General features: G+C 44.2%; 27 protein-coding genes. 15 read left to right on the top strand and 12 right to left on the bottom strand.

Going from position 1 to position 25,065, the window contains the following annotated elements:
• Positions 1 to 2 precede the first annotated feature (2 nt).
• On the bottom strand, positions 3 to 389 hold the full coding sequence (locus CH367_RS19580; protein WP_100764234.1) for a DMT family transporter: 387 nt from the start codon (positions 387 to 389) through the stop codon (positions 3 to 5).
• A gap of 76 nt (positions 390 to 465) precedes the next feature.
• Between CH367_RS19580 and CH367_RS19575 the strand changes: the two genes are divergently transcribed.
• Positions 466 to 1,302: an alpha/beta fold hydrolase gene (locus CH367_RS19575; RefSeq protein ID WP_100764186.1), complete on the top strand. Its 837-nt coding sequence runs from the start codon at positions 466 to 468 to the stop codon at positions 1,300 to 1,302.
• A 119-nt stretch (positions 1,303 to 1,421) separates the two neighbouring features.
• Here CH367_RS19575 and srp read toward each other — a convergent pair whose 3' ends face one another.
• Positions 1,422 to 2,141 carry a sigma factor SigX-regulated lipoprotein gene (gene srp / locus CH367_RS19570; protein ID WP_125226151.1) on the bottom strand — a complete coding sequence of 240 codons (720 nt, stop codon included), beginning with the start codon at positions 2,139 to 2,141 and terminating at the stop codon, positions 1,422 to 1,424.
• A gap of 184 nt (positions 2,142 to 2,325) precedes the next feature.
• Here srp and CH367_RS19565 point away from each other — a divergent pair, with 184 nt between their 5' ends.
• The gene (locus CH367_RS19565) at positions 2,326 to 3,582 is read left to right on the top strand and encodes an acyltransferase family protein (RefSeq protein ID WP_100764184.1); all 1,257 of its coding nucleotides are present in this window, start codon (positions 2,326 to 2,328) and stop codon (positions 3,580 to 3,582) included.
• Here the strand turns inward: CH367_RS19565 and CH367_RS19560 are convergent.
• From CH367_RS19560 to CH367_RS19545, 3 genes are all read right to left on the bottom strand, one after another.
• Entirely contained in the window at positions 3,569 to 4,369 is an 801-nt protein-coding gene (locus tag CH367_RS19560) for a hypothetical protein (RefSeq protein WP_100764183.1), read from the bottom strand. The genes CH367_RS19565 and CH367_RS19560 overlap by 14 nt on opposite strands.
• Complete coding sequence (locus CH367_RS19555) at positions 4,366 to 4,860, bottom strand: SGNH/GDSL hydrolase family protein (RefSeq protein ID WP_100764182.1); 495 nt, start codon at positions 4,858 to 4,860, stop codon at positions 4,366 to 4,368. The genes CH367_RS19560 and CH367_RS19555 overlap by 4 nt, the downstream gene beginning before the upstream one ends.
• Before the next feature lie 234 nt (positions 4,861 to 5,094).
• Positions 5,095 to 6,015: a hypothetical protein gene (locus CH367_RS19545; RefSeq protein WP_100764180.1), complete on the bottom strand. Its 921-nt coding sequence runs from the start codon at positions 6,013 to 6,015 to the stop codon at positions 5,095 to 5,097.
• A gap of 45 nt (positions 6,016 to 6,060) precedes the next feature.
• Between CH367_RS19545 and CH367_RS19540 the strand changes: the two genes are divergently transcribed.
• Together CH367_RS19540 and rsx are read left to right on the top strand one after the other, a co-directional pair.
• A complete protein-coding gene (locus CH367_RS19540) occupies positions 6,061 to 6,609 on the top strand; it encodes an RNA polymerase sigma factor (protein WP_100764179.1) in 549 nt (182 codons plus the stop codon).
• Positions 6,606 to 7,670, top strand: coding sequence for an LIMLP_03685 family anti-sigma factor (rsx, locus tag CH367_RS19535; protein ID WP_100764178.1), 1,065 nt, complete (start codon positions 6,606 to 6,608; stop codon positions 7,668 to 7,670). The genes CH367_RS19540 and rsx overlap by 4 nt, the downstream gene beginning before the upstream one ends.
• 33 nt (positions 7,671 to 7,703) lie before the next feature.
• Here the strand turns inward: rsx and CH367_RS19530 are convergent, their stop codons facing one another.
• Positions 7,704 to 8,012 (bottom strand): DUF1272 domain-containing protein, encoded by a 309-nt coding sequence (locus tag CH367_RS19530; RefSeq protein WP_100764177.1) that lies wholly within the window; start codon positions 8,010 to 8,012, stop codon positions 7,704 to 7,706.
• Positions 8,013 to 8,159: 147 nt separating this feature from the next.
• Between CH367_RS19530 and CH367_RS19525 the strand changes: the two genes are divergently transcribed.
• The 10 genes from CH367_RS19525 to CH367_RS19480 all read left to right on the top strand — a co-directional run bounded on the left by CH367_RS19525 (position 8,160) and on the right by CH367_RS19480 (position 16,970).
• Positions 8,160 to 8,483 (top strand): LIC10965 family protein, encoded by a 324-nt coding sequence (locus CH367_RS19525; protein WP_100764176.1) that lies wholly within the window; start codon positions 8,160 to 8,162, stop codon positions 8,481 to 8,483.
• A gap of 61 nt (positions 8,484 to 8,544) precedes the next feature.
• On the top strand, positions 8,545 to 10,878 hold the full coding sequence (locus tag CH367_RS19520; RefSeq protein ID WP_100764175.1) for a TonB-dependent receptor: 2,334 nt from the start codon (positions 8,545 to 8,547) through the stop codon (positions 10,876 to 10,878).
• Between the two features lie 8 nt (positions 10,879 to 10,886).
• Entirely contained in the window at positions 10,887 to 11,261 is a 375-nt protein-coding gene (locus CH367_RS19515) for a hypothetical protein (protein WP_100764174.1), read from the top strand.
• A 315-nt stretch (positions 11,262 to 11,576) separates the two neighbouring features.
• Entirely contained in the window at positions 11,577 to 11,756 is a 180-nt protein-coding gene (locus CH367_RS19510) for a tautomerase family protein (RefSeq protein WP_100764233.1), read from the top strand.
• Positions 11,757 to 11,812: 56 nt separating this feature from the next.
• Complete coding sequence (locus CH367_RS19505; protein ID WP_100764173.1) at positions 11,813 to 12,583, top strand: YdcF family protein; 771 nt, start codon at positions 11,813 to 11,815, stop codon at positions 12,581 to 12,583.
• 103 nt (positions 12,584 to 12,686) lie between these two features.
• Positions 12,687 to 13,082 carry a cytochrome c maturation protein CcmE domain-containing protein gene (locus CH367_RS19500; RefSeq protein ID WP_100764172.1) on the top strand — a complete coding sequence of 132 codons (396 nt, stop codon included), beginning with the start codon at positions 12,687 to 12,689 and terminating at the stop codon, positions 13,080 to 13,082.
• Positions 13,083 to 13,103: 21 nt separating this feature from the next.
• Positions 13,104 to 15,293 carry a heme lyase CcmF/NrfE family subunit gene (locus tag CH367_RS19495; RefSeq protein ID WP_100764171.1) on the top strand — a complete coding sequence of 730 codons (2,190 nt, stop codon included), beginning with the start codon at positions 13,104 to 13,106 and terminating at the stop codon, positions 15,291 to 15,293.
• On the top strand, positions 15,290 to 15,883 hold the full coding sequence (locus CH367_RS19490; RefSeq protein WP_100764170.1) for a cytochrome c-type biogenesis protein: 594 nt from the start codon (positions 15,290 to 15,292) through the stop codon (positions 15,881 to 15,883). The genes CH367_RS19495 and CH367_RS19490 overlap by 4 nt, the downstream gene beginning before the upstream one ends.
• Positions 15,883 to 16,296, top strand: a complete 414-nt coding sequence (locus tag CH367_RS19485; RefSeq protein ID WP_100764169.1) for a zinc ribbon domain-containing protein — start codon at positions 15,883 to 15,885, stop codon at positions 16,294 to 16,296. Before CH367_RS19490 ends, CH367_RS19485 begins: the two co-directional genes overlap by 1 nt.
• Entirely contained in the window at positions 16,263 to 16,970 is a 708-nt protein-coding gene (locus CH367_RS19480) for a hypothetical protein (protein WP_425268883.1), read from the top strand. Before CH367_RS19485 ends, CH367_RS19480 begins: the two co-directional genes overlap by 34 nt.
• A 173-nt stretch (positions 16,971 to 17,143) precedes the next feature.
• Here CH367_RS19480 and CH367_RS19475 read toward each other — a convergent pair whose 3' ends face one another.
• Both CH367_RS19475 and hisE read right to left on the bottom strand, forming a co-directional pair.
• Positions 17,144 to 19,075, bottom strand: coding sequence for a hypothetical protein (locus CH367_RS19475; RefSeq protein ID WP_100764168.1), 1,932 nt, complete (start codon positions 19,073 to 19,075; stop codon positions 17,144 to 17,146).
• Position 19,076: 1 nt separating this feature from the next.
• Positions 19,077 to 19,355, bottom strand: coding sequence for a phosphoribosyl-ATP diphosphatase (gene hisE, locus CH367_RS19470; RefSeq protein ID WP_010575721.1), 279 nt, complete (start codon positions 19,353 to 19,355; stop codon positions 19,077 to 19,079).
• 130 nt (positions 19,356 to 19,485) lie between these two features.
• Here hisE and CH367_RS19465 point away from each other — a divergent pair, with 130 nt between their 5' ends.
• Complete coding sequence (locus CH367_RS19465) at positions 19,486 to 20,307, top strand: thioredoxin family protein (RefSeq protein WP_100764167.1); 822 nt, start codon at positions 19,486 to 19,488, stop codon at positions 20,305 to 20,307.
• A gap of 6 nt (positions 20,308 to 20,313) precedes the next feature.
• Here the strand turns inward: CH367_RS19465 and murC are convergent, their stop codons facing one another.
• Genes murC through mraY form a run of 4 tightly spaced genes read right to left on the bottom strand, consistent with a single transcriptional unit; the run spans position 20,314 to position 25,044 of the window.
• The gene (murC, locus tag CH367_RS19460; RefSeq protein ID WP_100764166.1) at positions 20,314 to 21,705 is read right to left on the bottom strand and encodes a UDP-N-acetylmuramate--L-alanine ligase; all 1,392 of its coding nucleotides are present in this window, start codon (positions 21,703 to 21,705) and stop codon (positions 20,314 to 20,316) included.
• Positions 21,706 to 21,707: 2 nt separating this feature from the next.
• Complete coding sequence (locus CH367_RS19455; RefSeq protein ID WP_100764165.1) at positions 21,708 to 22,784, bottom strand: UDP-N-acetylglucosamine--N-acetylmuramyl-(pentapeptide) pyrophosphoryl-undecaprenol N-acetylglucosamine transferase; 1,077 nt, start codon at positions 22,782 to 22,784, stop codon at positions 21,708 to 21,710.
• Entirely contained in the window at positions 22,781 to 23,935 is a 1,155-nt protein-coding gene (locus tag CH367_RS19450) for an FtsW/RodA/SpoVE family cell cycle protein (protein ID WP_100764164.1), read from the bottom strand. Before CH367_RS19450 ends, CH367_RS19455 begins: the two co-directional genes overlap by 4 nt.
• The gene (gene mraY / locus CH367_RS19445) at positions 23,932 to 25,044 is read right to left on the bottom strand and encodes a phospho-N-acetylmuramoyl-pentapeptide-transferase (RefSeq protein WP_100764163.1); all 1,113 of its coding nucleotides are present in this window, start codon (positions 25,042 to 25,044) and stop codon (positions 23,932 to 23,934) included. The genes CH367_RS19450 and mraY overlap by 4 nt, the downstream gene beginning before the upstream one ends.
• Positions 25,045 to 25,065 lie beyond the last annotated feature (21 nt).

The following is a 25,065-nucleotide window of genomic DNA, read 5'->3' as shown; positions in this document are numbered from 1 at the left end:
GACTACGACTTCGCTTCGAACATGTTGGCCGCGCAAAGCCAAACACCGGCGAGGATCAAAACGATTCCGGCCCACTGAGCCCAGGTCAATCTTTCCTTAAACGCGATCGATGATACGATCAACACGATGATAAAACCCGCGCTCGTAAAGACGGGATACGCAAGAGAAAGTTTAAGACCTTTTCCTAAAACGAAACGATATCCCAAAAGAGCCAAACCGAAAGAAGCCAGACCTCCGATAAAGATCGGATTGAAGATAACCTGAAGAAGTCCTTGAAACCCTTCCGGCTTTTCGGATACGTCGCCTAAAGAACTCGCCTTAATGAGAATGTTTGCAAGTGCGTTAAACGCAAGAGCGATGATAAAAACGATGAGGACTTGAATCTGCATGAAGAGCTCCGGTTTTGGCTTTACGAAAACCAGTTCACCGCAGGAGTTGGAAAGATCAAGGTCAAATCTTTTCGTCATGCTCAGAAAAACATTCTCCTTTCGAGGACTCAATCTTTCTTATATCGATACGGACTCGAATTCTTCTTCAAAACCGATTCTTCTTCTATGTCATGCAAACGGCTACAGCGCTCTTACTTATAAGTTTTACATCGATTCTCTGAACAAAACGCATAGAGTGATCGCTTTGGATTTTGCGGGTCACGGAGAATCCGAAGATACTTTGAATTTTAAGAATTGGTATTTTTTTCGAGATCAGATCCTCGCTTTGATTCAACACGAGAATCTGGAAAATATAACGGGGGTCGGCCATTCCTTAGGGGGCGCGAGTCTTCTTTTATCATCGTATCATTCTCCTCAAAAATTTAAGAAGGTGATCGCACACGATCCGGTCGCATTAGATTTTTTGCAAATAACGTATTCCAGACTTTTTCACAACCCTCTTGCAAAAGTGGCGATCAAACGAAGAAGAGAATTCAAGGATCTGGATACGGTTCGTAAAATTTATAAAAGAACTCCTTCGTTTTCCAGATGGGACGATACGATTTACGAGGATTATATCCAAAGTTGTTTTCGAATCGGCGAAAACAAACAGGCGCTCTTACGTTGCGCTCCGGAGATCGAAGCGAAAATTTTCGATTCGGTAAGTTATCTGAGTCTCTTTCAATATGGAAAAATCAAAACGGAAACGCACATAACGATTCCGAATCCGCACGAGGTTTGTTCGCCTTCCGGCGCGAGAAGAATCGCATCGGGTAATCAAAATTCGACTGTGGAGATCTGGCCCGGAACCACTCACTTTTTTCCGTTCGAGGAAAAACAAAAAACCTTGGAAAGAATTTTAGGCGTGTTGTGATCTATATCACCTGCGACTTCGGTTTAAAATTTTAACATTTCAGGGAATCAAAACAACGATCAGACGATTCATCCGCAAAACGCAACGGACGAATCGCCATTCTTCTTAGGCCAATCTTTTTACTGAGCGCCGAAATACATTTTATAATTGATCGTAGTATCCACGTTGATTCCGTCGATCACACCGGTAACTCGAACGTGTTCTTCCAGAACTCCTTTGAATTTTCCGGTTTGATATTCCGTCCGAGTGTAAACCGAATCGTTTCTCGTAAACGTAATATCAAATGTCGGAAACGTGGTTCCGTTGATCGAATAATTCGAGGATTGAATCCGATCGGTTCCTGAATTTATGGAAGTGTAAACGTTACCGGAAGTCGATGCGTTGAACTTTTGATTTAAGGATCGTTTTAAAGTTCCGTTATACGTTAGCGGAACAGGAATCGCAACCCCGTTAGGTCCCATTCCGATCGAGTTTTCCTTACAATTATCATAAGTCCAGAGTATGTCGTTTCCCACGTTACCCGTCATGCTTGCGGTGATCGTTCCGTCGATAGATTGTGTTCCGCCCAATTGACAAGCCTGAGACACAACGGCGGCAAACGGATTGTAAGAAGGGTCTACATCGCCTAACACCCTATTTGTGGAAGAAGTCGCGTCCGCGGGTAACGGATAAAGAGCCGAGAATAACTGAGATACCTGCGTGTTCGTTTTTTGATCGGCACTTGCTTGCGCCAAAAGAATAATGGCCGCAACCTCATTGTTGTTGTCTTTTTCTTTGTGAGAACAGGCGACCATTCCGAAAACAAACGCGATCACCAACATGGATTTTATTTTTTTCATCGTAGATTCTCCTTTGTAAAATCTACGGATGGATACGGTGGTCAAATTCGACCTCGCCATTTTTCAAAAAAAATGGCGTTCGCAATTTCGGATTCCGTATTTATATACGGAGATCCGTAACTTCCGAACGCGATTCAAAAACTCAGATCGAAACGCGTAAGTCCGGATATTTCCCGGATTTAGCATGCTCAAATCGATCAAATATTATTTTTTTGGAATATTCCAATCCGATCCGAGAGAAATCTCGTCCTTAAACGGAATCCGTTGTTTGGGTTTTTTTCTTCTGGTATTGGGACATCTTTACATCGGTTTCGAAATGTTCATTCAGGACAAAAGCTGGATCATGCGAAATCTATTATATTCTACGAGCCAGTGTATGGACATTTTTTTCGTTTTGAGTGGCTTTTTGATTTCGGGCCCGTTGTTCAAGGAAATCGAAAATAAGAACACGATCAAACTCGGAAAGTTCTTCAGCAAACGTACTCTTAGAATTTTTCCTCCCTACTTCGCGTTCCTACTTTTCCAAACATTCATCATCGCACCTCTTTTTATAAAACTTCGCCCCGACTACGCGGACTACGTCAACAATCTTCAATCCAAGGTGATTTACGATTTTCTGTACGTTTCCAATTACGTGATGGGAACACTTCCGCACGGTTGGTCTCTTTCTTTGGAGGAACAATTTTATCTGTTGTTTCCTCTTTTTCTTTTGTTGATCTTTAGAAAAGTAAAAAGAAGGCACAGACTTTCCACGTTGTTCGGCTTTTTAGTCGTTCCGATTCTGTATCGTTGTATCGTATATTTTACGATCATAGAACCTGCGACGCCGGAACTTACAAGAAAACTCTACCTTGAAAATATCTACTACCCTCTTCAAGGAAGATTGGATTGTCTTTTTACGGGAATCATTCTTGCTTATGTTTACAACACGTATCCGAAAGAAATTCAAAACTTCTTAAACGATCGGAAAAAATTCCTGTTCGCCTCGATTGCCGCTTGGACTTCGCTGATCGTAGTCTCCGCTTTTTTCTGCGAATACGATAAGGGACTGATCTCTATGGTATTTCGTTTTAACATAAACTCCGTCGCTTGGGCGACGATCGCATTGTTATCGATGAAAACCGGAAGTCTGACGAATCGAGTCTTTTCTTGGAAGATATTCTCACCCGTGGCGAAACTTACGTATTGTACGTATCTCATTCATTTTTTCTTTCAGGGAATTCTCGCGCCCACATTCATCAACGCCAAAACCGCGAAGTATTCGGATCTTCTTTTGAATACGATTCCGATCGGAATCGTATTATTACTGTTAGGTTATTTTTTTCATCTGATCACCGAAAGACCGTTCATGTTGATCAAGGAAAAATGGTTCGGCAAGGTAGTCGAAATGCAATCCTCTTTACGGGAAAACGAAACAAAAATCGAGATCAATAATACTTGAAGACCTTGATCATCGCTCCGTAATCGAAGTCGTTTTTCTGAAACGTCGCATTCGGAACCGCTAATGTTCCGTCCGGCGTATAACTTCTCGAAGTCGTGAACGGAACCGATAACCCCACGCTCAAAAGATCGAAGTGCGCCAACATTCCCGGCGCAACGATCGTGGAGTATAAATTCTCCTTTTGAGGATCGTATTGGATCACTCTGGAAACTTCCACGATCCACTCGAATACTTCGGCCTTATAGGAAAACCATAGATCGAAATACCATACCTTCTCGAATTCTTCTCCTCTTCTTTCGCGCAGATACGGCGTGACTTGGGTATTCCATCGAGCCCGCCCAAAAAATCCCCAAGGACCTTTTTGAAACAGAAGTCCCCCGTAAAATTCCAGATTGCCGAATCGTTCAGAACCGATGCCCAAACGCTCCTTACCCGTCGCAAAGAAATAATGAGAACCTCCGATTGCACTCCAATCCCCGAAGTTGTATAAAACTTTTAATCCGACTTGCTGTTGATCGAGATGTTGCTTTCGATTTTCACCGGATTCCTGCAGTCTAGTATAAGGTGCGGATGCAAATACGGAAAAATTCTTCCCTAAGGTTTTCTCGGCTTGAATCGCGATGTTTGTGGTTTCCCTCTTTGCGGTTCCCGATTCCTGAATTTGTTTTTGGAAAGAAGCCGCTAAACGATCCTTAGGTTCCGGGGAAGTAAAGAATAAGGATTCTCCGAAAACAAAAGAGGACCAAAAGAATACAATTAAAACGTAAATTATTGTTTTATAATTCATTGGATCAAGATCCCGCCCAAACGAAACGACTCCTTGATCAGCGGAGACAAAACCTGATAACCCCTATACGTAAGATGTCCTCCGTCCATGAGCATATCGGGCGTAATCTCCGCGGTCGGATCCAATATGAATTCGTCGTGAATCGTAGTTTTCATCTTCTCGTTCAACTGGCGAGCGGCAAAGATGGGCCAAGGGGCTTCTACGTTCCAGAAACCGATCACTACGATCGCATCACATTTCGATTTCATAATCCCGATCGTATCCTTTTGCCTTTGAACCGTTTCGGTGATACGAACGTCGCTCACGGGAGAAACAACTCCCAAATAATCGTTCGCCCCTCCGTTATACGTGCAGGCTCTATAATGCCCTTGTACATTCTGCGCGGCGGTTAAAATTTGTTGTGTGTTTCGATTCGGAAACGCGGCTTTTACAACCGTGAACGGATCCAACAATTCTTCCGGCCAAAAAGAGGAGATGCTGTCCCCCACCATCAGAAGAGAAGGACGTTCCGCAATCAGATGCAGAAAAATTTCGGTGTTCGAATCGGAAGACTTAGTGTCGCAAGCGAAAAGGACGAATTACGTAACGAATAAAAATCGTTTTCTATGTTTTTGTTTCATATGCGTAAAATCCTTCGATGTTACGAAGGACAACGCATTGATCTACGAAATCGAAAAAACGAGTTCGCCACATAAAAAGAAAATCATTCCGAAGAATCTTATTTTTTAAAAGACCCAAGTCAGGGAAATGTTAGAGGTTCTTCCTCCGTCGCTCGTCGACAAACGAACGCTTCGAAAATCACCTTCGATCAAATCCTTGCTACTCAAAACGAAATCCAAGGTGAGAACCGCGGCGAACGCAACCATGTAAAATTGTTTCTGTCGATTGAACTCGGATTCTTCCATGATGTGACCGCGATTCGTAACGACGAGTTGCGGGGCCTGAAATTGGAAAAACAAAACCGGAAAATTGTTCGTACTCGAGTTGAAAGAAGAAGAAAAACTCGCGATCCAAGGAACAATGGCTTCCGAAGCAGGCGGACCAAAAGGCGCTTGGAAAAAACGTTCCGGCTTTTCGAAAAATTCAAAACCCTTGTATAAAAGATAAAGTTCGGAGAATGCGATCAAACCGCCCGTCGCTTTTATTCTGTAATTGTCTGAAAGCAGAAGCGGAGACCAACCCGGAATCAGCGCCTGCAAACGGTAATAACGATTCTTTTTTTTCGGCTCTGCGACCGATGTCGTATTAATTTCTTGGGGTTCCGTCTTTGCGGGTTCCGGTTCCGTTGGGGAAAGTGGAATCGTTTGTTCCGATTTTGCGGGGGCAAGAACCGGAGTAGTATCCGCTTCTTTGGAAATTTTTTCTTTCCTTACCACCTCTTTGATTTTCTTTTTGGCGGAAAATTCGGGGAGAATCGATTCCACCTTCGAGAAGTCTATCGTTTGAGTTTCGTTTCCGATCCGAATTTCGACCGAATTGCCGTTTTTCATCTTCACTTGATCGGCTTTGATTCTTTTACCGTTTTTCAGAATCAAAACGTCCGCTCGGACTTTCGGGGAAAACACGAGTGCAAGAAGCACCGAAAAAGTGAGAAAAAAATTTTTTACGTTTTTTTTAACAAAAGAATCAATAATTTTGGCGAACATGAAATCGTCCATTCGTAATAAGTCTTGGAAGCGCCCCTCACACGAATGAGTGTAACATTAGACAACGTCGAGTACCTTTATAAGAGTTACTACGATAAACTCAAGTTTTTCTTTTTAAAGTCTGGTATTACAACCGAGACAGCGGAAGAACTTTGCCAAGAAACTTTTATCAAGGTGTACAATCATCGGGAAAAGTTCGACGCAACCAAGGGATCGGAAAGTACTTGGATCTATTCGATTGCAAGAAACGAGCTGATTGATTTTTATCGTAAAAGTCAAAAGGACAAAAATGTCGTCGAATTTTCATCTTGGGAGAATTTGGTTTCTTCTTTTGAGTCCTCGACTTATAAGTTAGAAGAACAAAAAATCCTAATGGAGAAATTGAAGAAATCGATTTCCATTTTGAAAGAACCGGAAAGATCGATTGTTATTCTGCATTGTATACACGGAAAGTCCATCGCGGAGACTTCGGAGCGAACGGGAGTCGCACAAAGAACCGTGAGCAGAAGATTGGTATCCGCACTGACCCTTTTGAGAGAAGAATTAAAATCGTTGGGAATCGACAAAACCTGGCTGGAAGGAGTGAAGGAATGAAAGAACATTCAAAAGAAAATCTACTTCACTTATTTTCGGATTCGCAAAAATCCAAAGAACTTCCGGAAGAATTGAAAAACGATCCGGAGGCTCTCAGAGAATATTTCGATTTAATCCGAGTCAAAACCCTTTTAGGTTCTTTAGATCCCGAAGATTTTCCGATTCCGCAAAAAGTTCATACGATTTCTTGGCAAAAGAAAACCGGAGCCTTTCTTTTGGCGGCGGCTTCTCTTTTAATCGTTTTCGGAACGTTCTTATATTATCAAACGAGAGGGGATTCTTACAAAATCGTCTTAAACAAAAAGGCGTCTCAAGGAATCTGCGAACAAACTCAAATCGGAAACGAGATTCAATTACAGACGCAGGAAAATTCAACCTGTGATCTCGGTTTAAACGGACAAGGAGAATTCTCCATACGTGCGTTTCCCAAAACGCGTTTCACTGCAAAATCCGATTCACAAACTCTGAGAATCGAAGTTCAGGAAGGTTCCATTCTTTTTTCTTCCGTATCAAAACGCGAAGGTTCCATCGTGGAAGTGAACAGTCCTCATATTCGTTCCGTTCTGCTCGGAACCTCCTTGTTGGTTTCCGCAAATCCGGATAAGGAAAAAATCGTTTTGATAGAAGGACACATCAAAGTAGAAATATTAAATTCTTTGAATGTTTCCGAAAAACCGATCGCGGTCGAACCCGGTTTTATAGCAGAAGCGACTAACACGGGCGAGGCGAACGATTCTTCCCAAACCTATCGGATATCCATCAACAAAATGTCCCCTAAGGAAGAATCCGCTCTACATTCCCAACTGGATTCCGTAAAAAGAATCCGCGAAGGAAATTCTCCGAAAGAATACGACAAGGTCGATTTGGATTCGATCGAGAATATTAGAAATTCCGAAAGTTGGTCTTCGAGACCCTATGTTCAGATCACGACAAACGACGGGAAAATCAAGGAAGGATATCTTACCGAAATCGGGGACTTCTATTCGATTTATACGATCGACTCGGGTTTGATTCGAATTCCCAAATCCTCGATCGTAGAAATGTCCACTCTGCGACAATGACCCTTTAAAAATTTCCATTCGTCCTCGGCTCGTTTATCTTTTTTCAGGCGGTATTGAAGAAAGTTTTTTAACGAATTCGAGATGCGCTTCCACATTGATAGGTCGAAATTTTTTCTTCGTACTTGCCGGATATTTTCCCAAGTAGTTGTCGCCGTTCCAGTTGTTCACAGGGCGAATCGGACGTGGAACGAAATTTCCTCCGCAGTTCGGGCAGATTCCGAAAAGAAATTGATCGTAACAAGAAACACAAAACGTACATTCGAACGTGCAGATCATCGCTTCGACGGATTCCGGAGGCAGTGGTTTATCGCAATTTTCGCAGTTGGGTCTTAGTTCTAACATGATCCCTCCGTTTATAAAGAATTGGAAAAAATATTTCCGAGTAAAGTGAATAAATGGAAAAGAAACAAACCGTAAAAATTCAGGAATTATGATTTTACATTCTTTCCCGTCTTATTAATATTGGCTTATCATTAGCATTAAAACGAAATGATCACAAAAGTTCTCAAATCCGGATTTCTGGCAATTCTGCTTACGCTCTTTGTAAGCGCGGGACTTCATACGCACACAGAAAGAGAGAATCGGACTTTCGGAGAACCAGCCTATTCCGTCGATCACGACTACCAACAAGCGCAGTCTTGTCCGATTTGCCAGTTTCAAAGAGGCACTCATTCTTTTTGGAATCCTGATTTTCAGTCTTCCCTATCCTCTCCCATTTTTCAAAGGGAAGAATTTTATACTTCCGAAATCTTCGTTCTTACGTTTAGCTTCGATCCGATCCGCCTCGGTAGGGCCCCTCCTCTTCACTCCTAAAATTCAAAATCGTTTTCACCCGATTTCGTTTTAAAATGGACTTTTTGTCCGGGAGTTTCGCTTGAAAAAGCAATCATTTTTATATATTAGAATATTCTTATTTTCGATTTTTATTTCACCGTTTTCTTTGTTCGCTTTGGATGTCGCATTAACGGGCGTCGTCAAGGACAAGGACGGAAATCCGGTTTCCAACGCGAGGGTTCTCATCCAGGAATTCCGAAAAGGTACAATCACGGACGACAAGGGAGAATTCGTTTTAGACCACGTTCCCCCCGGTAAATACACCGTGATTGCGATCGCAAGGGGTTATCAATCCGAAACCATTGGCGTTCAGGTTAACGACAAGGATCAAAAAATCCAACTGATTCTTTCCAAAAGTTCTTTGGACGAATCCGCGATCAACGTCACCGCAAAATCCACGATATCGGACTTTCTCACTTCTCCACAACCGATTACGGTTCTTTCGGGAAGACAACTCGATCGTCAAAGAGGCGAGAATGCGATGTCCGCGATCAACAACACGCCGGGTGTTTCAAACCTCACTACGGGAGCGGGAACTTCCAAACCGATCATCCGAGGTTTGACCGGGCAAAGGGTTCTTGTGATGACGGACGGAATCCGTCAAGAGGAACAACAGTTCGGAGACGATCACACGGTCGAATTAGACGCTTTTAATATTCAAAAAATTGAAATCATCCGAGGACCAGGGAGTCTTCTCTACGGTTCGGACGCGCTTGGCGGAGTGGTGAACGTGATTCGGGACAAGGCTCCCTTAAGCGGAGAAGGTGTCCCGAAAATGGCCGGGATCTTCAACTCAAACAGTTACTCCAACAATAAACAAGACGCGGGGAACTTTGCGATCTACGGAAACATAGACGGTTTCGGTTATCGTGCCAGTTCGAACACGAGAAAGGCCGGAAGAATCACAACTCCGAACGGAACGATGCGCAACACGGGTATGATCGAAAAAAATCAAAGCGCGTCGATCGGTTTGGACGGGAAATGGGGAAACTTTTACGTGGATTCGTTTCGAAGAGAACAAACCCAGGATCTTTTGGACAACCCGAACGAAAATCCGGGCGCAACCGTGTTTCAAAAATTGCTTCATGAAAAATCTCATTTCCATTCTTTCTTTATATTTTCCGCGGGAAACCTGGAGATCGATCTTTCGTATCAAAGAAACAATCGAAGAGAAATCGAATCCAAAAACAAACTTCTTCCGATCAAAGACGTTCTTTTGGACGAGAGTGTGGACGTTTTCGATAAGTCCTTTCAGTTTTATCAGGTCACTTCCAGAGCGAAGAATCAGGGCTTGAATCTTTTTCTGGATACGGCAACGGCGGACGCGAAGTTTCACCACAAACCTATATTCAATTTTTTGAAAGGAACCTTCGGAGTTTCCGGTTTGGAACAAAAAAACAGAACGATCGGAACCGAACCTCTGATTCCTTCTTACGGAATCGTAAACGTAGCGGGTTATTTTTTGGAGGAACTCAAACTAGGTTCGGTCACGTTGAGCGCGGGCGTTCGAGCGGACAAACGATCCGCGGATATACGCAACAACGCCTTGCTCGGAATCACGGAACAAACCAAAAATTATTATGCGACAACGGGTTCCACGGGTCTCGTTTGGAGAATCGATAAATTCTTTTCGACCCTGTTGAACTATGGACGGGGTTTTCGCGCGCCCACTCCTTTCGAACTTTTTTCAAACGGGGTCCACGAAGGAACGGGGAAATTCGAAATCGGCAAGAATACCTTAAAACCCGAATATTCAAATAATCTGGATTTATCCTTCCGATACGCCTCTTCGAAAATCCAGACCGAAATCAGCGTGTTCCAAAATCACATTCAAAATTTCATATATGCCGCGAGCATCGCCGAGATAGACGTCGATTCCGGTTTACCGAAATACAGATACAAACAAGGAGACGCGGTTTTGCGCGGGGGAGAATTTTCGATCCAAGCGGAAGTCACTCGTAAACTCGTTTTATCCGGCGGAATCGACATCGTTCATTCCAGAAATCAAAACGACACAAATCCTCTTCCACGAACGACTCCGAACCGAGCGCGGGCCGGTCTTCGATGGACGGAGGATTCCATTCTCGGGTTGAAAAATTTTTACTTTTCGGTCAACGGAAGATTCTACGATTCCCAATACAGGGTCGATCCGAAAGAAACACCCACGAAAGGTTACAATCTGACTGACATAGGTCTCGGTTTCGAACTTCCCAACTTCGGGGACGGCACATCCAAACCGAGCGTGGACTTCAGCGTTCAAAACGTATTCAACATTTCTTATGTGGATCATCTCAGCAGATACAAAGACTACGCTCTCAATCCCGGCGTAAACGCGATCTTAAAGATTTCGTTTCCGTTTACGATGGTTCAATAGGAGATTTTATGAAACAGTATATTCTAATATTCTTAATCATTCCGATTCTATTTTGTCAAAAGGACAAGGACGAATACGAAAAGGATCAAACGGTTCGTCTTCTCGCGGGCGCGTTCAGCGAAACCCGTTCCGATTGCGTTTACTGCACGGACACGCAGGCGTTTCAGGGAAACTGTTCCTGTTTTACGAACATTCCCGTTTGGAGTTGCCAAGGCCGTTCGTCCGGACGTCAGAAATCGAACTCGGTGAAAGTTTCGTGTGCGGATCTGACTGTAAAAGGAGTTTGGACCGAAGACTCGGAGAACTCGGGTGCAAAATCCTGTTCGTATTTGACCTGTCCTCCCGAAGCGTATCGGGCCGCGTTCACTCCGGACGGACTTTGAAATTCTCGTGATCACGGGAAGGTTGTCGGAGTTCCGACGATGTTGTAGTGATCACGTCGGCCCCCACCCTCATTGGGCGGTGGAGGCGGGCTTCGTGGGAAATCTTCGGACAATTCCCTTTATCACAAAAAACACATACTCGCAATCGCAAAACGACAACCCTGTCGGAACATTCTCGGAAATCGGAAAACCGATTTACAATTTCGCTACGGATTTCTTTGATTTGAAAAGAGCAAACGATTGCGTTCGTCGATTCGGTGTAAACTCGCGACCTTCGAAATCGTTTTTCTTTCAATTCAAACGGAGTCGTTCCACATGCCTTACGTAAATTTACAAGTAGCCGGTCCTCTCACTCGCGAACAAAAAGAGGAAATCGTAAAAGAATTTTCCGAAACCTTACATAAGGTCGCAGGTAAACCTCCCGCAGTGACTTACATCGTAATCGAAGAAGTAGCCAAAGAAAACTGGGCGGTCGGCGGAAAACTGCTCGAATAATTCCTACTCGTTTCGTTAATCCTATAAGGAGAACGGGACGTAGTCCCGATCCATTCATGTCCACGATCTTATTTTCGATTTCCAAACTCGTTACACTCGTACTGTTTCCGTTGTCCTTGGTTCTTGTGATTCTTCTTTTTGTCGGAGCGAAACTCAGAACCTGGAAAGAAAAATTCTCGGTTTGGATTCCGGTTTTGTTTCTCTGGATCTTATCCACGAGTTCGGTTTCTCAAACTCTCATCCGATCCTTGGAAATTTATTATCCGCCCGTTTCCCTCGAAAAAGTTCCGAAGGCGGACGTCATACTCGTGTTAGGCGGAATGGTTTCCACCTTGAGCATTCACGACGAACCCGTTGAACTCTACAACAGCGCCGAAAGACTGACCGAAACGGTAAGACTTTACAACGCCAGAAAGGCCCCGAGAATTCTATTCTCCGGCGGTTCCGGAAATCTTTTTTATCAGGAAGTTCCCGAGTCTGAACCCGCGGGAAGATTTTTAAAGCAGATGGGCATACCGGATTCTTCCCTGATCCTGGAATCCAAAAGCAGAAACACGGCGGAGAATAAGAGATTTGCGGTCGAGTTGCTCAAAGAACGCGGTTGGTCCTCGGTGATTTTGGTCACTTCCTCCTTCCACATGAAACGATCCGTGGAGATCTTTCAGGAAAAGGGGATTACGATCATTCCGTTTCCCACGGATTTTAGAACTCAGAAATCGGTTCTGACCCTCGATAACTTTTTCCCTTCCACGTCGTGTCTGGAAAACTCCACGATATCGATCAAGGAATGGATCGGAATTCTCGTTCATAAGATCCGAAATTCCTGAATCGGGCATAGAACGGAATAAAACGGGGATATTTCCACTTTTCTCCGACCGTCCGTTCTGATTTCATGGTCTAAAACAAAAACAATCGATCGGAACTTTAACGATGAACATCAAATTTACGGTCCTCGCAGGGATCATCCTTGTATCCCTCGGCTCCATCGCATATTTCTCTTCCAAGGAAACATCATACACTCTTCTCGACGCTTCCGAACTCGCCGCTTCCCCCGCCAAATATCATGACGACCTTTTGAGAGTAAGAGGTTTTGTGAAATTAGGCTCCGTGGTTCGGGAAGGCAAAACCGCAAAGTTCATCTTAGAATTTAACGAAAAACAAATCCCGGTTTTTTTCACCGGAGAATCTCTGCTCCCCGACGCCTTTAAGGAAGGAACCAGAGCCCGAGTGGACGGTTATATGAAGGACGGGGTTCTCGTCTCCGATCACGTGGAGGCGAAATGCGCTTCCAAATACGAAGCCGACTATTCGGAAGAAAACAAGTAAAAAGGATTCCAATTTTCTAATATGAATGATTTCGGCGCACTCTGCATCATAACCTCTTTCGCGGTTCTTCTTTTTTCCATCGTTCAAACCTCTTACGGAATTTGGAAAGACGACAAACAAGCCGTCGAACTCGGAAGATATACCTTGATGGCGAACACCGCCGTCATTCTTCTCGCGTTTATAGTTCTGCTCGTTCAACTTTTCAGAACCGATCTTTCCAACTATTACGTCGTGATGCATTCGAACGAACACCTTCCGTTGTTCTACAGACTTACTGGAATCTGGTCGGGTTCCTCCGGTTCTCTTCTTTTTTGGAATCTTCTTCTATCCCTTTTTACGTTTATCGTTTTGTGGCAAACCAGAGAACTCGTTCAGGATAGAATTCCAGTCATGAACCTCACGTTAGCCGCAATCGCGGCTTTCTTTTCGTATCTCGCGGTTTTTTATCCGGACGCACAACCTTTCCGGGAATTTCAACCTGCCGCAGTCGCGGGAAGAGGACTCAATCCTCTTTTGCAACACTGGGCGATGGTCATCCATCCTCCGATTTTGTACATCGGCTACGTGAGTTTTGCGATTCCGTTTGCGATCGCGGCTTCGGCTTTGATCACCGGACATCTTTCCGAAAACTGGTTTCGTTTCGTACGAAGATGGACGATCTTCTCCTGGTTCTTTTTGGGAACGGGAATCCTTCTCGGTTCCAAATGGGCTTACGAAGAATTGGGTTGGGGCGGTTATTGGGCTTGGGATCCCGTTGAAAACGCATCTCTGATGCCTTGGCTTTTATCTACCGCGTTTCTTCATTCCATGATCATTCAGGAAAGAAGAGGAATGTTAAAGTTTTGGAATATGCTTTTGATCATTCTCGCGTTCCATTTTTGTTTATTGGGAACCTGGATCACTCGAAGCGGCGTTCTTGAAGGCCCTCATAGTTTTTCCAAATCCACGATCGGAACCCCTTTTATCATCTACATCGGAGTCAGTTTCTTTTTCTTTCTCGGATTTTTGATCTTCCGCAGGGACGCGCTCAAACCGGAGCGCAATCTCGAAGCGATGACTTCCAAGGAAGGAAGTTTTCTTTTTAACAACTTTCTTCTTGTGATCGCAACCCTTGCGATTCTTCTCGGAGTATTTTCTCCCCTTCTCTACGGAAGAGAATTTAAGGCTCCTTGGTTTAACTCTTGGGGTGTTCCGTCCGGAATTCTTCTAATCCTTCTGATGGGTTCGGCTCCTCTTCTCGCTTGGAGAAAGGGCGCGGATAAGATTTTCTTTTCCACTCTCTTCAAACCGTTGTTAGTCGGAATCGTAGGCGCGGGCGCTTATATTCTTTTTTATACGCAGAATTTTACGATCAGCGATTACAGTCTCGGAGACGTTTTAGGCGAAGTGTATTCGGTTGTCGCGGTGGGTCTCGGAATTTTTACGATCGCAGGAATCGCTCAGGAATATCACAGAGGAATCGTCGCCAGAAAGGCTTCGTATCCGAGTGAGAATTATTTCTTTGCCGGTTTTAGAATGCTTTTGAAAAACAAAAGAAGATACGGCGGTTATCTCGTTCACTTGGCGATGGTGATTCTTTTTATCGGCTTTGCCGGAAACGCTTTTAAACAAAACACATCCATTAAGTTTTTCTACTTCTTAAACGCTCCCGAAAAAAACGAGATCGTATATTCCAGCCAAGACACCGGGGTTCTCGGGAACTATCAGATCTCAGCGAACACGTTGAAGATAAAACCTCTCGTAAACGGGGACGCAAAGAACGGATTGAATATCCAAAACGTAATCGTATCGCACGAGGCTACGTTTTTGGTGAAACGCCATCTGAAAGAATTTTCCACGATGGTTACCGAAAGAAGATTTTATCCGCAGATATCGCACTTGAGCGGGGACTTTGAAACTCATATTCCCACGAGCGAACCCGCGATCACTTCCACTCCGAAAGAGGATCTTTACATTCAACTCGGAGCGATCGAACATTCCGATCTTTCGGATGAGAATCCGGATCTTCCTCTTTTGTTTATGAATTATCTTTTCACGAACGAGAATCAACCGGTCCGTAAACTCGAAAACTTCAATCGATTTCCGAGACAGATCGTGGCAAACCTGGAAGTTTGGGTAAACCCCCTCGTAAAATTCATCTGGGCGGGATCCTTGCTCTTTTTCTTTTCGGGTCTTTTGATTCTTCTTCCGATCGGAGAATCCAGATCATGAAAAAAGAATATTCTAAAATTCTAATCATATTCGCGATCTGGTCTGCGGCTCTTCCCGTGCTCAAACTTTCCGACGTTTCCGCTGATTCTACGTTCACCAATCTTACCGAACCGGATCAGATCCGAACCTTTCACGAGGTCACTTCCAGAATCCGTTGTATTTGTATTCCATCGATTACGATCAAAAGTTGTTCGTTTAACAATTGTACGGTTTCCGCAAAACTGAAACTGTTTATCGAAAACAGAATTCAAAAGGGTGAAAGTGCGGACGTAATCGTAAACAAGATGGTCAACGGTTTCGGAGAAGAAGCCCTAACAGATCCTGTGATTCAAAAATTCGTGGAAGCCGGTAATACCGGAATGGCGAACTCAGTCGTTTTCGGTTTTGGAGAGAATATTCTTGCGACCCCGGATTCCACTTGGATCAATCTAAGTCTTGTGCTCGCCGGGTTACTCGGAATTCTTTTTATCTACTTATTCATCAAACGTAAAAATCCGAACGCGGCAAAAACCGAGTCCGGCAAAAACGTAAAACAAGGCGAAGATTCTTTTCAGAGATATCTTTCCGAAATACAGGAAAAACAGAAGTAATGGATCTTTTACTCATTCCGTTTTATATCGTTCTTTTAGGAATCGTAGTCTCCCCGTTTTTATACGTTCGATTTGCGATCAACGCAAAGGCTTCCGAAACGGAATCCGAAAAACAAGAACTCATCAATCGACGCGAAGTCATCCTCGAAAATTTGCGAGACATTAAAATCGAATTCGACACGGGCAAACTCACCGAAACCGAATTTCAAAACATCTCTTCCGGAATCGTAAAGGATCTGGAGGATTTCGACGAGAAGATCCGAGTGATCGCGCAGAACATTCCAAAACCGATTCAGGTTTCTTCTCCGAGTTCCGGAGAAATTCTCACCAAATACTGTCACGAATGCGGTTTTAAAATCGAAATCTACGGAGCAAAATTTTGTCCTTCGTGCGGAACCAAACTGATCGTATAAATCCGGCTTCGAAGACCGAAACCGAACTCACACGAAAGATACTTTCGTTTTTTATAATATTCCTATATTCGATTTTTCTTTTAAGCTGTTCGAGTAAGACCCTAAGACTCAAAGGAGAGCCTAATCGTCTCACGGAACTTCCCTATTACGGCGCGGGTTTTTACGTTTCCGCGTCCAAAATCGAAAAAGAGGATTTGGACGAAATTCGTAAGGATCTCAAAAACGAACTGGCTTCCCGAATTCCCAAGGATCGGGTCGAACGATGGAAGGAAGTAAATTCTCTCAACGGCAACGAAGGGATTTACATTCTGTTTCAGATCGTTCCCGAAACGAGGGTCCTGCCGGAGTTTTTGGAGTTTCAATTTTCCTTAAACGATAAGGCTTCCGAAAAAATTTGGAGTTACTACGCGCAGACGTTTACGGCAAGGGTTCGCAATTCCCGTTTTTCGGCTCTTCCGGTTTACGGAACGTTCGGTTATCCGTATCATACGGTTCCACCCGGGGTTTATCCGTCGGGAACGATTCTATACGATTCGGACGTGACCGCGGAAACGGAACATATCTATCGTTTTTTGGTGCGTTTTCCAAAGGACGCGCTGAACAAAAATTCTCCGAGCAAAAATATTTTTCAGATCGTCACTCCCGCTAAATCCATTCTTAATTTTGAATATTAGAATTTTTTGATTTTCTAGAAAATCGTTTTTTGCACGAGGCGATTTCGTAGGAGTTCCCACAATTTTTGCGGTTATTTTTTCGTTGAATCGCGGACGTTTCTGTGATATAGAGTTTTTTGGGAAATCTCCCACCGCCTCACCCCCCACCCAAAAGCGGGTGGGGCCGCCTGACTTCACGGAAGAGTTGTCGGAACAACTCGACCGAAATATTCCCGAATCAAAAGTTTGTTCAACTCATCGTCGCTCATACCGGCATACGGAAAACCGTAGAGGGTGTTTCGATAAGCCTTTAAGTCGAACGGATAGTAAAATCCCTTTTCGGTTTCGACCACGACCCGGAAGTTCCCCTTCCCCAAAAAAGTGAAGTTAAAGATCGTCACCCAACGTTCCTTCGTCCAAAGCTCCTCTTCGCTTAACAATCGAACCTCGTAATAAAAACGATCAAGCAGAGGATTCGGAAGAGACGACGAAATTTCCTCGATGTATTCCCGGTAACCGGAAGGCAAAAGACGAACGTAATGTCCCGGAAAACCTTTGCCCGGCAATCTAGCCAAGAACGGATCGGTGATCCCCAAAAGATCAATCCAATGAACGTTCGGACCTCCATAGTAACCCGCTAAACCGACATTGGTTGTAACGTGCACACGTTGTACGTCCATCGCCGTAAGCGCATCTCGTCGGTTTCGGTTCGACGCACTTGTTTCCCCGCGCTCGTTTGTTCCCGCGCTTCCATTCTGACCGATTTTTTTCCCATAGACAGCCCAAGGATGTGTTTCCGGAGTAACTCCTTGCATCCAACGTTTTAGGGAAGAATTATCCTGATACGAAGCCCTTTCGTCCACCACTCCTCTATCCACACGGACCGGAGACCTAACAAACGTATAACGAAACGGGCTCGCGGGATGCGCCAAAAAATAAATCGAGACAACAACGCAGAAAACAATTGCGTATTTTTGAATATTCAAATTTGATTGTTCGGAACGAAGAGCCAAAACAAGAAATTGGGAAAAAACGGAAAGAATCAAACAGGTTCCCAAAAATCTTCCCGCCATAAAATCTCCCCCGACCCAAAGGAGATATAAAAACGCGAGTAAAATCGAACCGGCGCTCAACCCGAGAATCGCGCGTTCTTCGGGCGACAACTTCCATTGAAATTTCCGCGGGAAGTTCGAAAAGCGGCTCAGAACCGAACTCGCAAGATCCGCAAAAATCCAAATCAAATGAAACCCGAAAACAAACGTTACGATCGGATCCCATTTCAAGCTAATCCTCAGATAATCCCAACCAGCAACGATTCTTTCAGAAAAACTTGATAAAACATTCGTTTTTGCGTAAAAGGTATTCGGAAAAAAAGAACCGAAATAAACGAGAGAAAATCCCAAATAAAAAATCAAAGGCAATATTCCTAAAAAGGAATATTTTAAAAATGGAATGCGATGATCCCGATAGATTCTCCCCAAAAAAACAAAACCGGGAAGAATCAAAAACAGACCCAGATCCAAACGGGTCAATAACAAAAGCGCGGACAAAACCCCGATTTCAAACGAATCCGAGTTGATCGTTCCGTTCGATTTCTTTTCGGACTCGGCCGAAGCCGTTTCCGTTTCGACCGACTTCTGTTCCGCATACAAGGAGTAAAACTTGATCTGAAAAATCAAAAGAAGCAGAAAAGAAAGTGGATTCTCAAGCCCTGAAGTATTATAATCTATGAATATTCGAGAAGAAAAAAATACTCCGAAAGACAAGGCGGTCCACAAAAGTCCGTTTCGAAACCTAAAAAAGGAAAAACAATAGACGGATAAAAAAAGAATTCCGCAGACGTAGGAAAGAAGATACGCGGAAATCGAAATTTCTCGAACCGCCCATTCGATCGGAATCAAAAGAAACAACCAAAGCGGATGTGTAAACACCTGAACCCTTTCCAGAGGATTCCAACGTAAACCGAAACCGCTCAAAAAATTATCGACTACGCGAAACGTGATGAACGAATCGTCGCTCAACCAGGCGCTTTGATAAAAAAGAAACGAATAAAGTAGAAAGGCGAAAAGAAAGAGGATGATTCTTCCGGAAATTCTTTTGGAAAAGACGATCGCCGGAAGATCCATTTTAAGAATGGCGTTTGCGAAGTTCTTCCACGATGTCTTGCAAAGAAATTCCTTGTTCGACGAGCAACACTTGCAGATGAAAAAGAAGATCGGCCGCTTCGTGTGTGAGTTCTTTTTTGTCCGAGTTCTTAGCGGCGATGATGACCTCTCCGGCCTCTTCCCCTACTTTTTTCAGAATTCGATCCACTCCACCACGGAACAAATCGGCGGTATAAGATTTATCGGGAAGATCCTGTTTTCTCTTTTTCAGAATGCTTTCCAACTGTAATAAAAATTCCATGAACCGAGTTTCCTTTACAAAATCTGCCCCTAGTTTTCCGGGCCTCCGGTTCTCCGACAACCGTATTTTTGCGATTCTTCCAAAAGAAAACGCTCGCTAAAGCGTTCGCAAAAGAGTCTGATGATTGAGAATGAAGAACTTACGTTTTGCTATTTCCGCATTTTTACTGATCCTTTTCGTTTCCCCCGTCTCCGCCGAAATCCGATGGGAAAAATCGGTTAAGACCGCGTTTGAAAAAGCGAAGACCGACGGCAAACCGATCTTTATAGACGTTTACGCGGATTGGTGCGGTTACTGCAAAACTCTGAAGAATGAAATCTATCCGAAAAAGGAAGTGCAACTCGAACTCTCCAAGTTTGTCGCTCTTTCTTTGGATGGCGATACGTTTCCGAACTTAAAACGCAAATACGGAATCAAGGGTTATCCTTCGATTCTTTTTCTGGATCAGAACGGAAGTCTCATCGACAAGATCACCGGAATGCCGGATACGAAGATGATTCTCAAGTTACTTCGAGGAGCATACGCGCGGAGAAACTTGGAAAAGGAATATCTCGAAGCTCTATCCAAGGACCCGAACGGAATCAAAGCCAACTTTCAAGTCGGAGTGTATTACTTCGAAGCGCGAGAATATCCGAAGGCGATCCAATTTTTTCAAAAGGCAATCGACTCAAACGATACGAAAAACGCGGATAAAAAACACGACGCACTATTCAATTTAGGAATTTCTTATCTGGAAACGGGAAGTTTCAAATCTGCGGTCTCTACGTTCAATACCTACGTTGCAAAATATCCGAACGGGGATTTGTCTTCGGTCTTATTCTTCCGTGCGAACGCTTATGAAGAATTGAACCAAAAGGAAGAAGCGAAGGCCGACTACAAAAAGGTTTTGGAGCTGACGACCGATCCGGAAGAAAAAAAGGATCTTCAGATCCGAATCGAATCTTTAAATTAGAATATTCTAATCTTTTAAAAAAGCAAGTCCCCAATCCCGAACGTTTCCGGCGCCGAGAGTTACGAACTTATCTCCCGGTTTTAGAAAACTTTTCAAAACGGCGACCCCTTCTTCGATTTCTTTGGGAAGAATTTTCGCGGGGATTTTCATCGAATTTCCGATGAGTTCGGTTTTGACCCCGTCGATCGGGTCCTCTCCCGCGGAATAAATCGGTAAAAGATAAACCGTTTCTCCCGTATCGAGGCTTTCCGCAAATTCCTTATAAAGATTTTGAGTGCGTGTATATCGGTGCGGTTGAAATAGAATGATAGCCCTTCCGTCCTTTTTCAATCCTTCCATGGATTGGATCACCGCTTTGATTTCGGTGGGATGATGTCCGTAATCGTCGTAGACTTCGATTCCGTTTTTACTTCCCATATATTCGAGTCTTCTGCTTACTCCGGAATAGTCTGGGATCTTCGATACAAGTTCGGCGATGTCGGCTCCTGCCTCGTGACCGGCCAGGATTGCGGCGAGAGCGTTTTTCAAATAATGCTCACCGGGATATTTTAGAGAAAACGAATATTCTTTTTTCTGAAAGCGAAAATACAAAACCCCGTCTCGGATCGTATATTTCGCCACGCGAGAATCCTCAAGGGTCGATACGATTTTGTTCGAGTTCGAAGTTTCCTCTTTTGCAAACCCCAAAATTTTGGAACGATCCTGAATCAAATTCAAGGAATCCACGATTCCGATATCGTCCAGATTGAGGATCAATCTACGAGTCGTACGATCCATATAACGGGCGAATGCGCTTAACAAATTCTCCCTTGTCTGATAATAGTCGAGGTGATCCTCGTCTACGTTCGTTAGAACTCGGATTTCAGCATTATGATTGTTGAATGTTCCGTCGGACTCGTCCGATTCGAACACCCCCCATTCTCCCTTACCCCAAAAACCGCCCTTTCCATTTAAAAACGCAACCTCTCCGCCCACCATCACGGACGGAGACATTCCACATCGTTCCAAAAGAAACACGGTCATCGCGGTTGTGGTCGTTTTTCCGTGAGAACCCGCCACGGAGATTTGTTTTTTTTCGGACATGACTTGATGCAACAATTCGGATCTGTGCACCAAAGGAATTCCTTTCTCTCTAAACTTCTTTACCAACGGATGAGAATCCAATCGAATCGCGGAAGAATAGATCGCGAGGTCGTAATTTTCGACTTCTAGAATATCAGATTTATGTAATACGACAGCGCCGTCGTTGACGAGTTTTTCCACAACGGAAGAATGTTTTCCGTCGTAGCCCCCGACTTTCAATCCTTTGCTCAAAAGTAAAAACGCAAGAGAGGACATTCCGGAACCGCCGATTCCGAGAAAGAACGGTCTTTGATAATTTTTCCAGTCGGGGTTCATCTTCAATCGAGGGAGAAAAAATATTTCGCGGTGTCTTTGGACGCTTCCACGTGGGAACACTGAAGCGAACTGATGGACATGTCGTTTAACAAATTCACGTTATTCGCCATTTGATCCAAAATCCTAAAAAGATGGGATTCGTCCTCGTCCTTTTGATCGATTACGACCGCGGCTCCGTTCATTTCGAAGTATTTCGCGTTGGCCATCTGATGATCGTCCTTCGCATACGGATAAGGGATCAGAATCATCGGCAAAGCGAATGCGGCGCATTCGGAAAGAACTCCCGAACCGGAACGTGCGATCACGAAGTTGGCCCATTCGTAGTGTTCTTTCATATTGTCCGAATAAGAAATGAGCTCGGCGTCTTTTTTGGTTTTTTGAGAAACCTCTTCATACAAAGCGGAACCGGTGAGGACCCGGAATCTAAACTGGGTATTGATCTCTTCGTGACCCATCAACGCGACCACGATGTTGTTGATTTGTCTCGCGCCTTGGCTTCCGCCCATCACAAGAACGTTGAATTGTTTTTTCTTTTTTGTGTCGTATTTTTCGGAAAACTTTAAGGACATCTTCGGAATCGTCTTTTTACGAAGAGGGTTTCCAAGAACTTGATAATCGCACGGGATCGCCGAATTCTTCGGTGGAAAACTGAAAGCGGCCTTGTTTGTAAAACGGAAAAACAAACGGTTTACGTTTCCGGGAACCGTGTTCTGTTCGCAGAGATAAACCTTCTTTCTGAAAACGATTCCGTAAAGAATGGAAGACACGGTGGAATAACCGCCCATTCCGATGACGACATCCACATTCAATCTTTTGAATAAAAGAAAAGTCTTGAGTATTTGATACGTATAGCGAAAAGGAAACAGCAGAATGTTGCTCGAAAGCGGAGGAAGGTTGTGCCATAGAACCGGACAAGGAGCCTGTTCCAGATCCGGGTTGTTCCGATTTCTTACGAGAGAATATAGATATAAATTTTCGAATCCGATTTTTTCCTTCATTTCGGTCAATACTTCCGCCAAGGCGACACCCGGTGAAATATGTCCGCCGGTCCCGCCGGCCGCGATTACGATCGATCTCATAGACCCAGGTTTTCCTTTCGCGTAATATTGACAAGAATTCCAAGAGAAATCAACACGATGAGAATGGAAGATCCTCCGTAACTCACGAACGGCAAACTGATCCCGGTGATCGGAAAAATTCCGGTCACGACGAACATGTTGATGATGAACTGCGTTCCTAAGATGATCAGGATTCCCGCTCCCAAATAAAATCCGAACGGATCTTTGACCTTTTGGACGAGATAAAAACTTCGGAATAACAAAAGAATTATGAGAAAAATAAAAGTCGCGAACCCGAGAAAGCCGAAATCTTCGACAAACGTGGCTAATACGAAGTCCGTATGACTGTATGTTAGATATCTATGTGCGTAACCCGAGGCCAATTTATTTCCGAACCAACCTCCGTCCAGAAACGCGCGAAACGACGTTACGAGCTGATGTCCTTCGTCGAAACGATACCGATACGGATCGAGCCAGACTTCCACGCGTTTTTTCCGATAACCCACACGATCGATCAGAATGTAGATCAACGGAAGCGAAACGATCCCCACAACGAGTAGGTTTCGAAACGGAAATCCGAATAAAAAGATAAAACCCAAAATGACGAACAGAATTTCAAGAGTGGTTCCAAACGCGGGTTCGACAAGAATCAAAACGATGACCGTCAACAAAAGCGCCGTGGGAATCAAAAGTTTTTTGTAATCGGGAGAGGATTCCAACTTCAACTTTTGAAAGAGGGACGCGAGATAAATCAGAACCGCGACCTTCGCCATCTCGGAAGGTTGCAACTGATACGGACCGATCGCAATCCATCTATGAAAGTTCCGTCCGTAATACGTGGAAACCGACTTACCGACTCCGGGAATAAAAACCAAAATCAAAAGACCGATTGCGACGATCATTCCGACTAACGCGAGTTTTTCGAGCTTCTGATACGGAAACGCGGAAAAGAAAAAGAAGAATACGAGCCCGATACAACTCCAGATCGCCTGTTTTTTTAGAAAGTATTCGGAATCCTTAAATTCTCTCCAAGCCGTTATGCTCGAAGAGGAATACATCACACAAAGTCCCAAGAAGAGAAGAATGAAGATCGTAAGAATCAAAAGGACATCCAGAGAATTCTTCCCCGGAAGCCAGACCTCCCTCCACTTTCTTGCGAGAAAATCGATCATTGAATTTTCAATGTGGATAAGGAGATGATCGCAAGAATGACCGCGATGATCCAAAAACGGATCACGATCTTGGTTTCTTTCACGCCGCCCAACTCGAAGTGATGATGCAAAGGCGCCATCTTAAAAATCCGTTTGCCCGTGAGTTTAAACGAACCGACTTGAAGGATCACGGAAAGAGCCTCGCTTACGAAGATCGCTCCCAAGATCAAAAGTAGAATTTCCTTTTTCAAAAGAATGACGACCATCCCGAGAGTCGCTCCCAAAAAGAGAGATCCCGTATCACCCATAAACACCTGAGCCGGATGCGCGTTGAACCAAAGAAAACCCAAAAGAGCTCCCGCAAGAGCCGAAAGAAAAACGGAATATTCGTGAGCGCCGGGAAGATACGGAATGTTTAAATAATTCGCGACGATCGGAGTTCCGGAAAAATACGCGATGATCCCGAGAGTTACCACGGCGATCGCGACGGTTCCGGTCGCGAGTCCGTCCAAACCGTCCGTAAGATTTACGGCGTGCGAAGAACCGATGATAACGATGATGGAAAAAGGAATCGCAAGAACGCCTAACGCGATCACGGGACCTTTTACGAACGGGAAAAACAAATCCGTCAGATGAAAGGGAATTTTACCGGAATGTCCGAACGGGGTCAAACCCGTATAATAAAAGAATAATATACAAAAAGCCAGAGAAATCAGAATCGAAAGAACGAACTTGGTTCTCGCGCGCATCCCCCCCTTGATCTTTTTGACGGACTTCATATAATCGTCCGCAAAACCCAAGGCGGAAAAACAAAGAGAAAATCCGGCGAGCATAAGAACATTCAAATTCTTTAAATTACCCCAGAGCAAAACCGAAAACAAAAGCGAACCGATGATCAAAAGACCGCCCATCGTCGGCGTTCCCTTCTTCGCTTCGTGGGATTTAGGACCGTCGTCCCGAACCGATTCCCTGAACTTCAAACCGTATAAAAAGTCGATGACCTTATGTCCGAGCCAAAACGTAACGAGCATGGAAGTCAAACCCGCCATCAACGCGCGAAAGGTAACATAGCTGAAAATCCGAAGAGAATCCAAGTGATTGAAGTAAAGATCGTAGAGATAATAAAACATTTTGCCTGCCCTGTTTTCAAA

Origin of the sequence: Leptospira barantonii (genome assembly GCF_002811925.1) — a bacterium.
GTDB lineage: Bacteria > Spirochaetota > Leptospiria > Leptospirales > Leptospiraceae > Leptospira > Leptospira barantonii.
Note: the sequence above shows the minus strand (reverse complement) of the source record. Positions and strands in the feature narration are given on the sequence as shown.

Excerpts from the sequence above, each read along its gene's own strand:
- CH367_RS19485 (WP_100764169.1), top strand. The coding sequence starts at position 15,883 with ATGGATCTTTTACTCATTCCGTTTTATATCGTTCTTTTAGGAATCGTA.
- CH367_RS19505 (WP_100764173.1), top strand. The coding sequence starts at position 11,813 with ATGTCCACGATCTTATTTTCGATTTCCAAACTCGTTACACTCGTACTG.
- CH367_RS19465 (WP_100764167.1), top strand. The coding sequence starts at position 19,486 with ATGAAGAACTTACGTTTTGCTATTTCCGCATTTTTACTGATCCTTTTC.
- CH367_RS19455 (WP_100764165.1), bottom strand. The coding sequence starts at position 22,784 with ATGAGATCGATCGTAATCGCGGCCGGCGGGACCGGCGGACATATTTCA.
- CH367_RS19540 (WP_100764179.1), top strand. The coding sequence starts at position 6,061 with ATGAGTGTAACATTAGACAACGTCGAGTACCTTTATAAGAGTTACTAC.
- CH367_RS19560 (WP_100764183.1), bottom strand. The coding sequence starts at position 4,369 with ATGAATTATAAAACAATAATTTACGTTTTAATTGTATTCTTTTGGTCC.
- CH367_RS19510 (WP_100764233.1), top strand. The coding sequence starts at position 11,577 with ATGCCTTACGTAAATTTACAAGTAGCCGGTCCTCTCACTCGCGAACAA.
- CH367_RS19515 (WP_100764174.1), top strand. The coding sequence starts at position 10,887 with ATGAAACAGTATATTCTAATATTCTTAATCATTCCGATTCTATTTTGT.
- CH367_RS19525 (WP_100764176.1), top strand. The coding sequence starts at position 8,160 with ATGATCACAAAAGTTCTCAAATCCGGATTTCTGGCAATTCTGCTTACG.
- mraY (WP_100764163.1), bottom strand. The coding sequence starts at position 25,044 with ATGTTTTATTATCTCTACGATCTTTACTTCAATCACTTGGATTCTCTT.
- CH367_RS19545 (WP_100764180.1), bottom strand. The coding sequence starts at position 6,015 with ATGTTCGCCAAAATTATTGATTCTTTTGTTAAAAAAAACGTAAAAAAT.
- CH367_RS19495 (WP_100764171.1), top strand. The coding sequence starts at position 13,104 with ATGAATGATTTCGGCGCACTCTGCATCATAACCTCTTTCGCGGTTCTT.
- hisE (WP_010575721.1), bottom strand. The coding sequence starts at position 19,355 with ATGGAATTTTTATTACAGTTGGAAAGCATTCTGAAAAAGAGAAAACAG.
- CH367_RS19575 (WP_100764186.1), top strand. The coding sequence starts at position 466 with ATGCTCAGAAAAACATTCTCCTTTCGAGGACTCAATCTTTCTTATATC.
- rsx (WP_100764178.1), top strand. The coding sequence starts at position 6,606 with ATGAAAGAACATTCAAAAGAAAATCTACTTCACTTATTTTCGGATTCG.
- CH367_RS19490 (WP_100764170.1), top strand. The coding sequence starts at position 15,290 with ATGAAAAAAGAATATTCTAAAATTCTAATCATATTCGCGATCTGGTCT.
- CH367_RS19530 (WP_100764177.1), bottom strand. The coding sequence starts at position 8,012 with ATGTTAGAACTAAGACCCAACTGCGAAAATTGCGATAAACCACTGCCT.
- CH367_RS19565 (WP_100764184.1), top strand. The coding sequence starts at position 2,326 with ATGCTCAAATCGATCAAATATTATTTTTTTGGAATATTCCAATCCGAT.
- CH367_RS19475 (WP_100764168.1), bottom strand. The coding sequence starts at position 19,075 with ATGGATCTTCCGGCGATCGTCTTTTCCAAAAGAATTTCCGGAAGAATC.
- CH367_RS19580 (WP_100764234.1), bottom strand. The coding sequence starts at position 389 with ATGCAGATTCAAGTCCTCATCGTTTTTATCATCGCTCTTGCGTTTAAC.
- srp (WP_125226151.1), bottom strand. The coding sequence starts at position 2,141 with ATGAAAAAAATAAAATCCATGTTGGTGATCGCGTTTGTTTTCGGAATG.
- CH367_RS19500 (WP_100764172.1), top strand. The coding sequence starts at position 12,687 with ATGAACATCAAATTTACGGTCCTCGCAGGGATCATCCTTGTATCCCTC.
- murC (WP_100764166.1), bottom strand. The coding sequence starts at position 21,705 with ATGAACCCCGACTGGAAAAATTATCAAAGACCGTTCTTTCTCGGAATC.
- CH367_RS19450 (WP_100764164.1), bottom strand. The coding sequence starts at position 23,935 with ATGATCGATTTTCTCGCAAGAAAGTGGAGGGAGGTCTGGCTTCCGGGG.
- CH367_RS19555 (WP_100764182.1), bottom strand. The coding sequence starts at position 4,860 with ATGGTGGGGGACAGCATCTCCTCTTTTTGGCCGGAAGAATTGTTGGAT.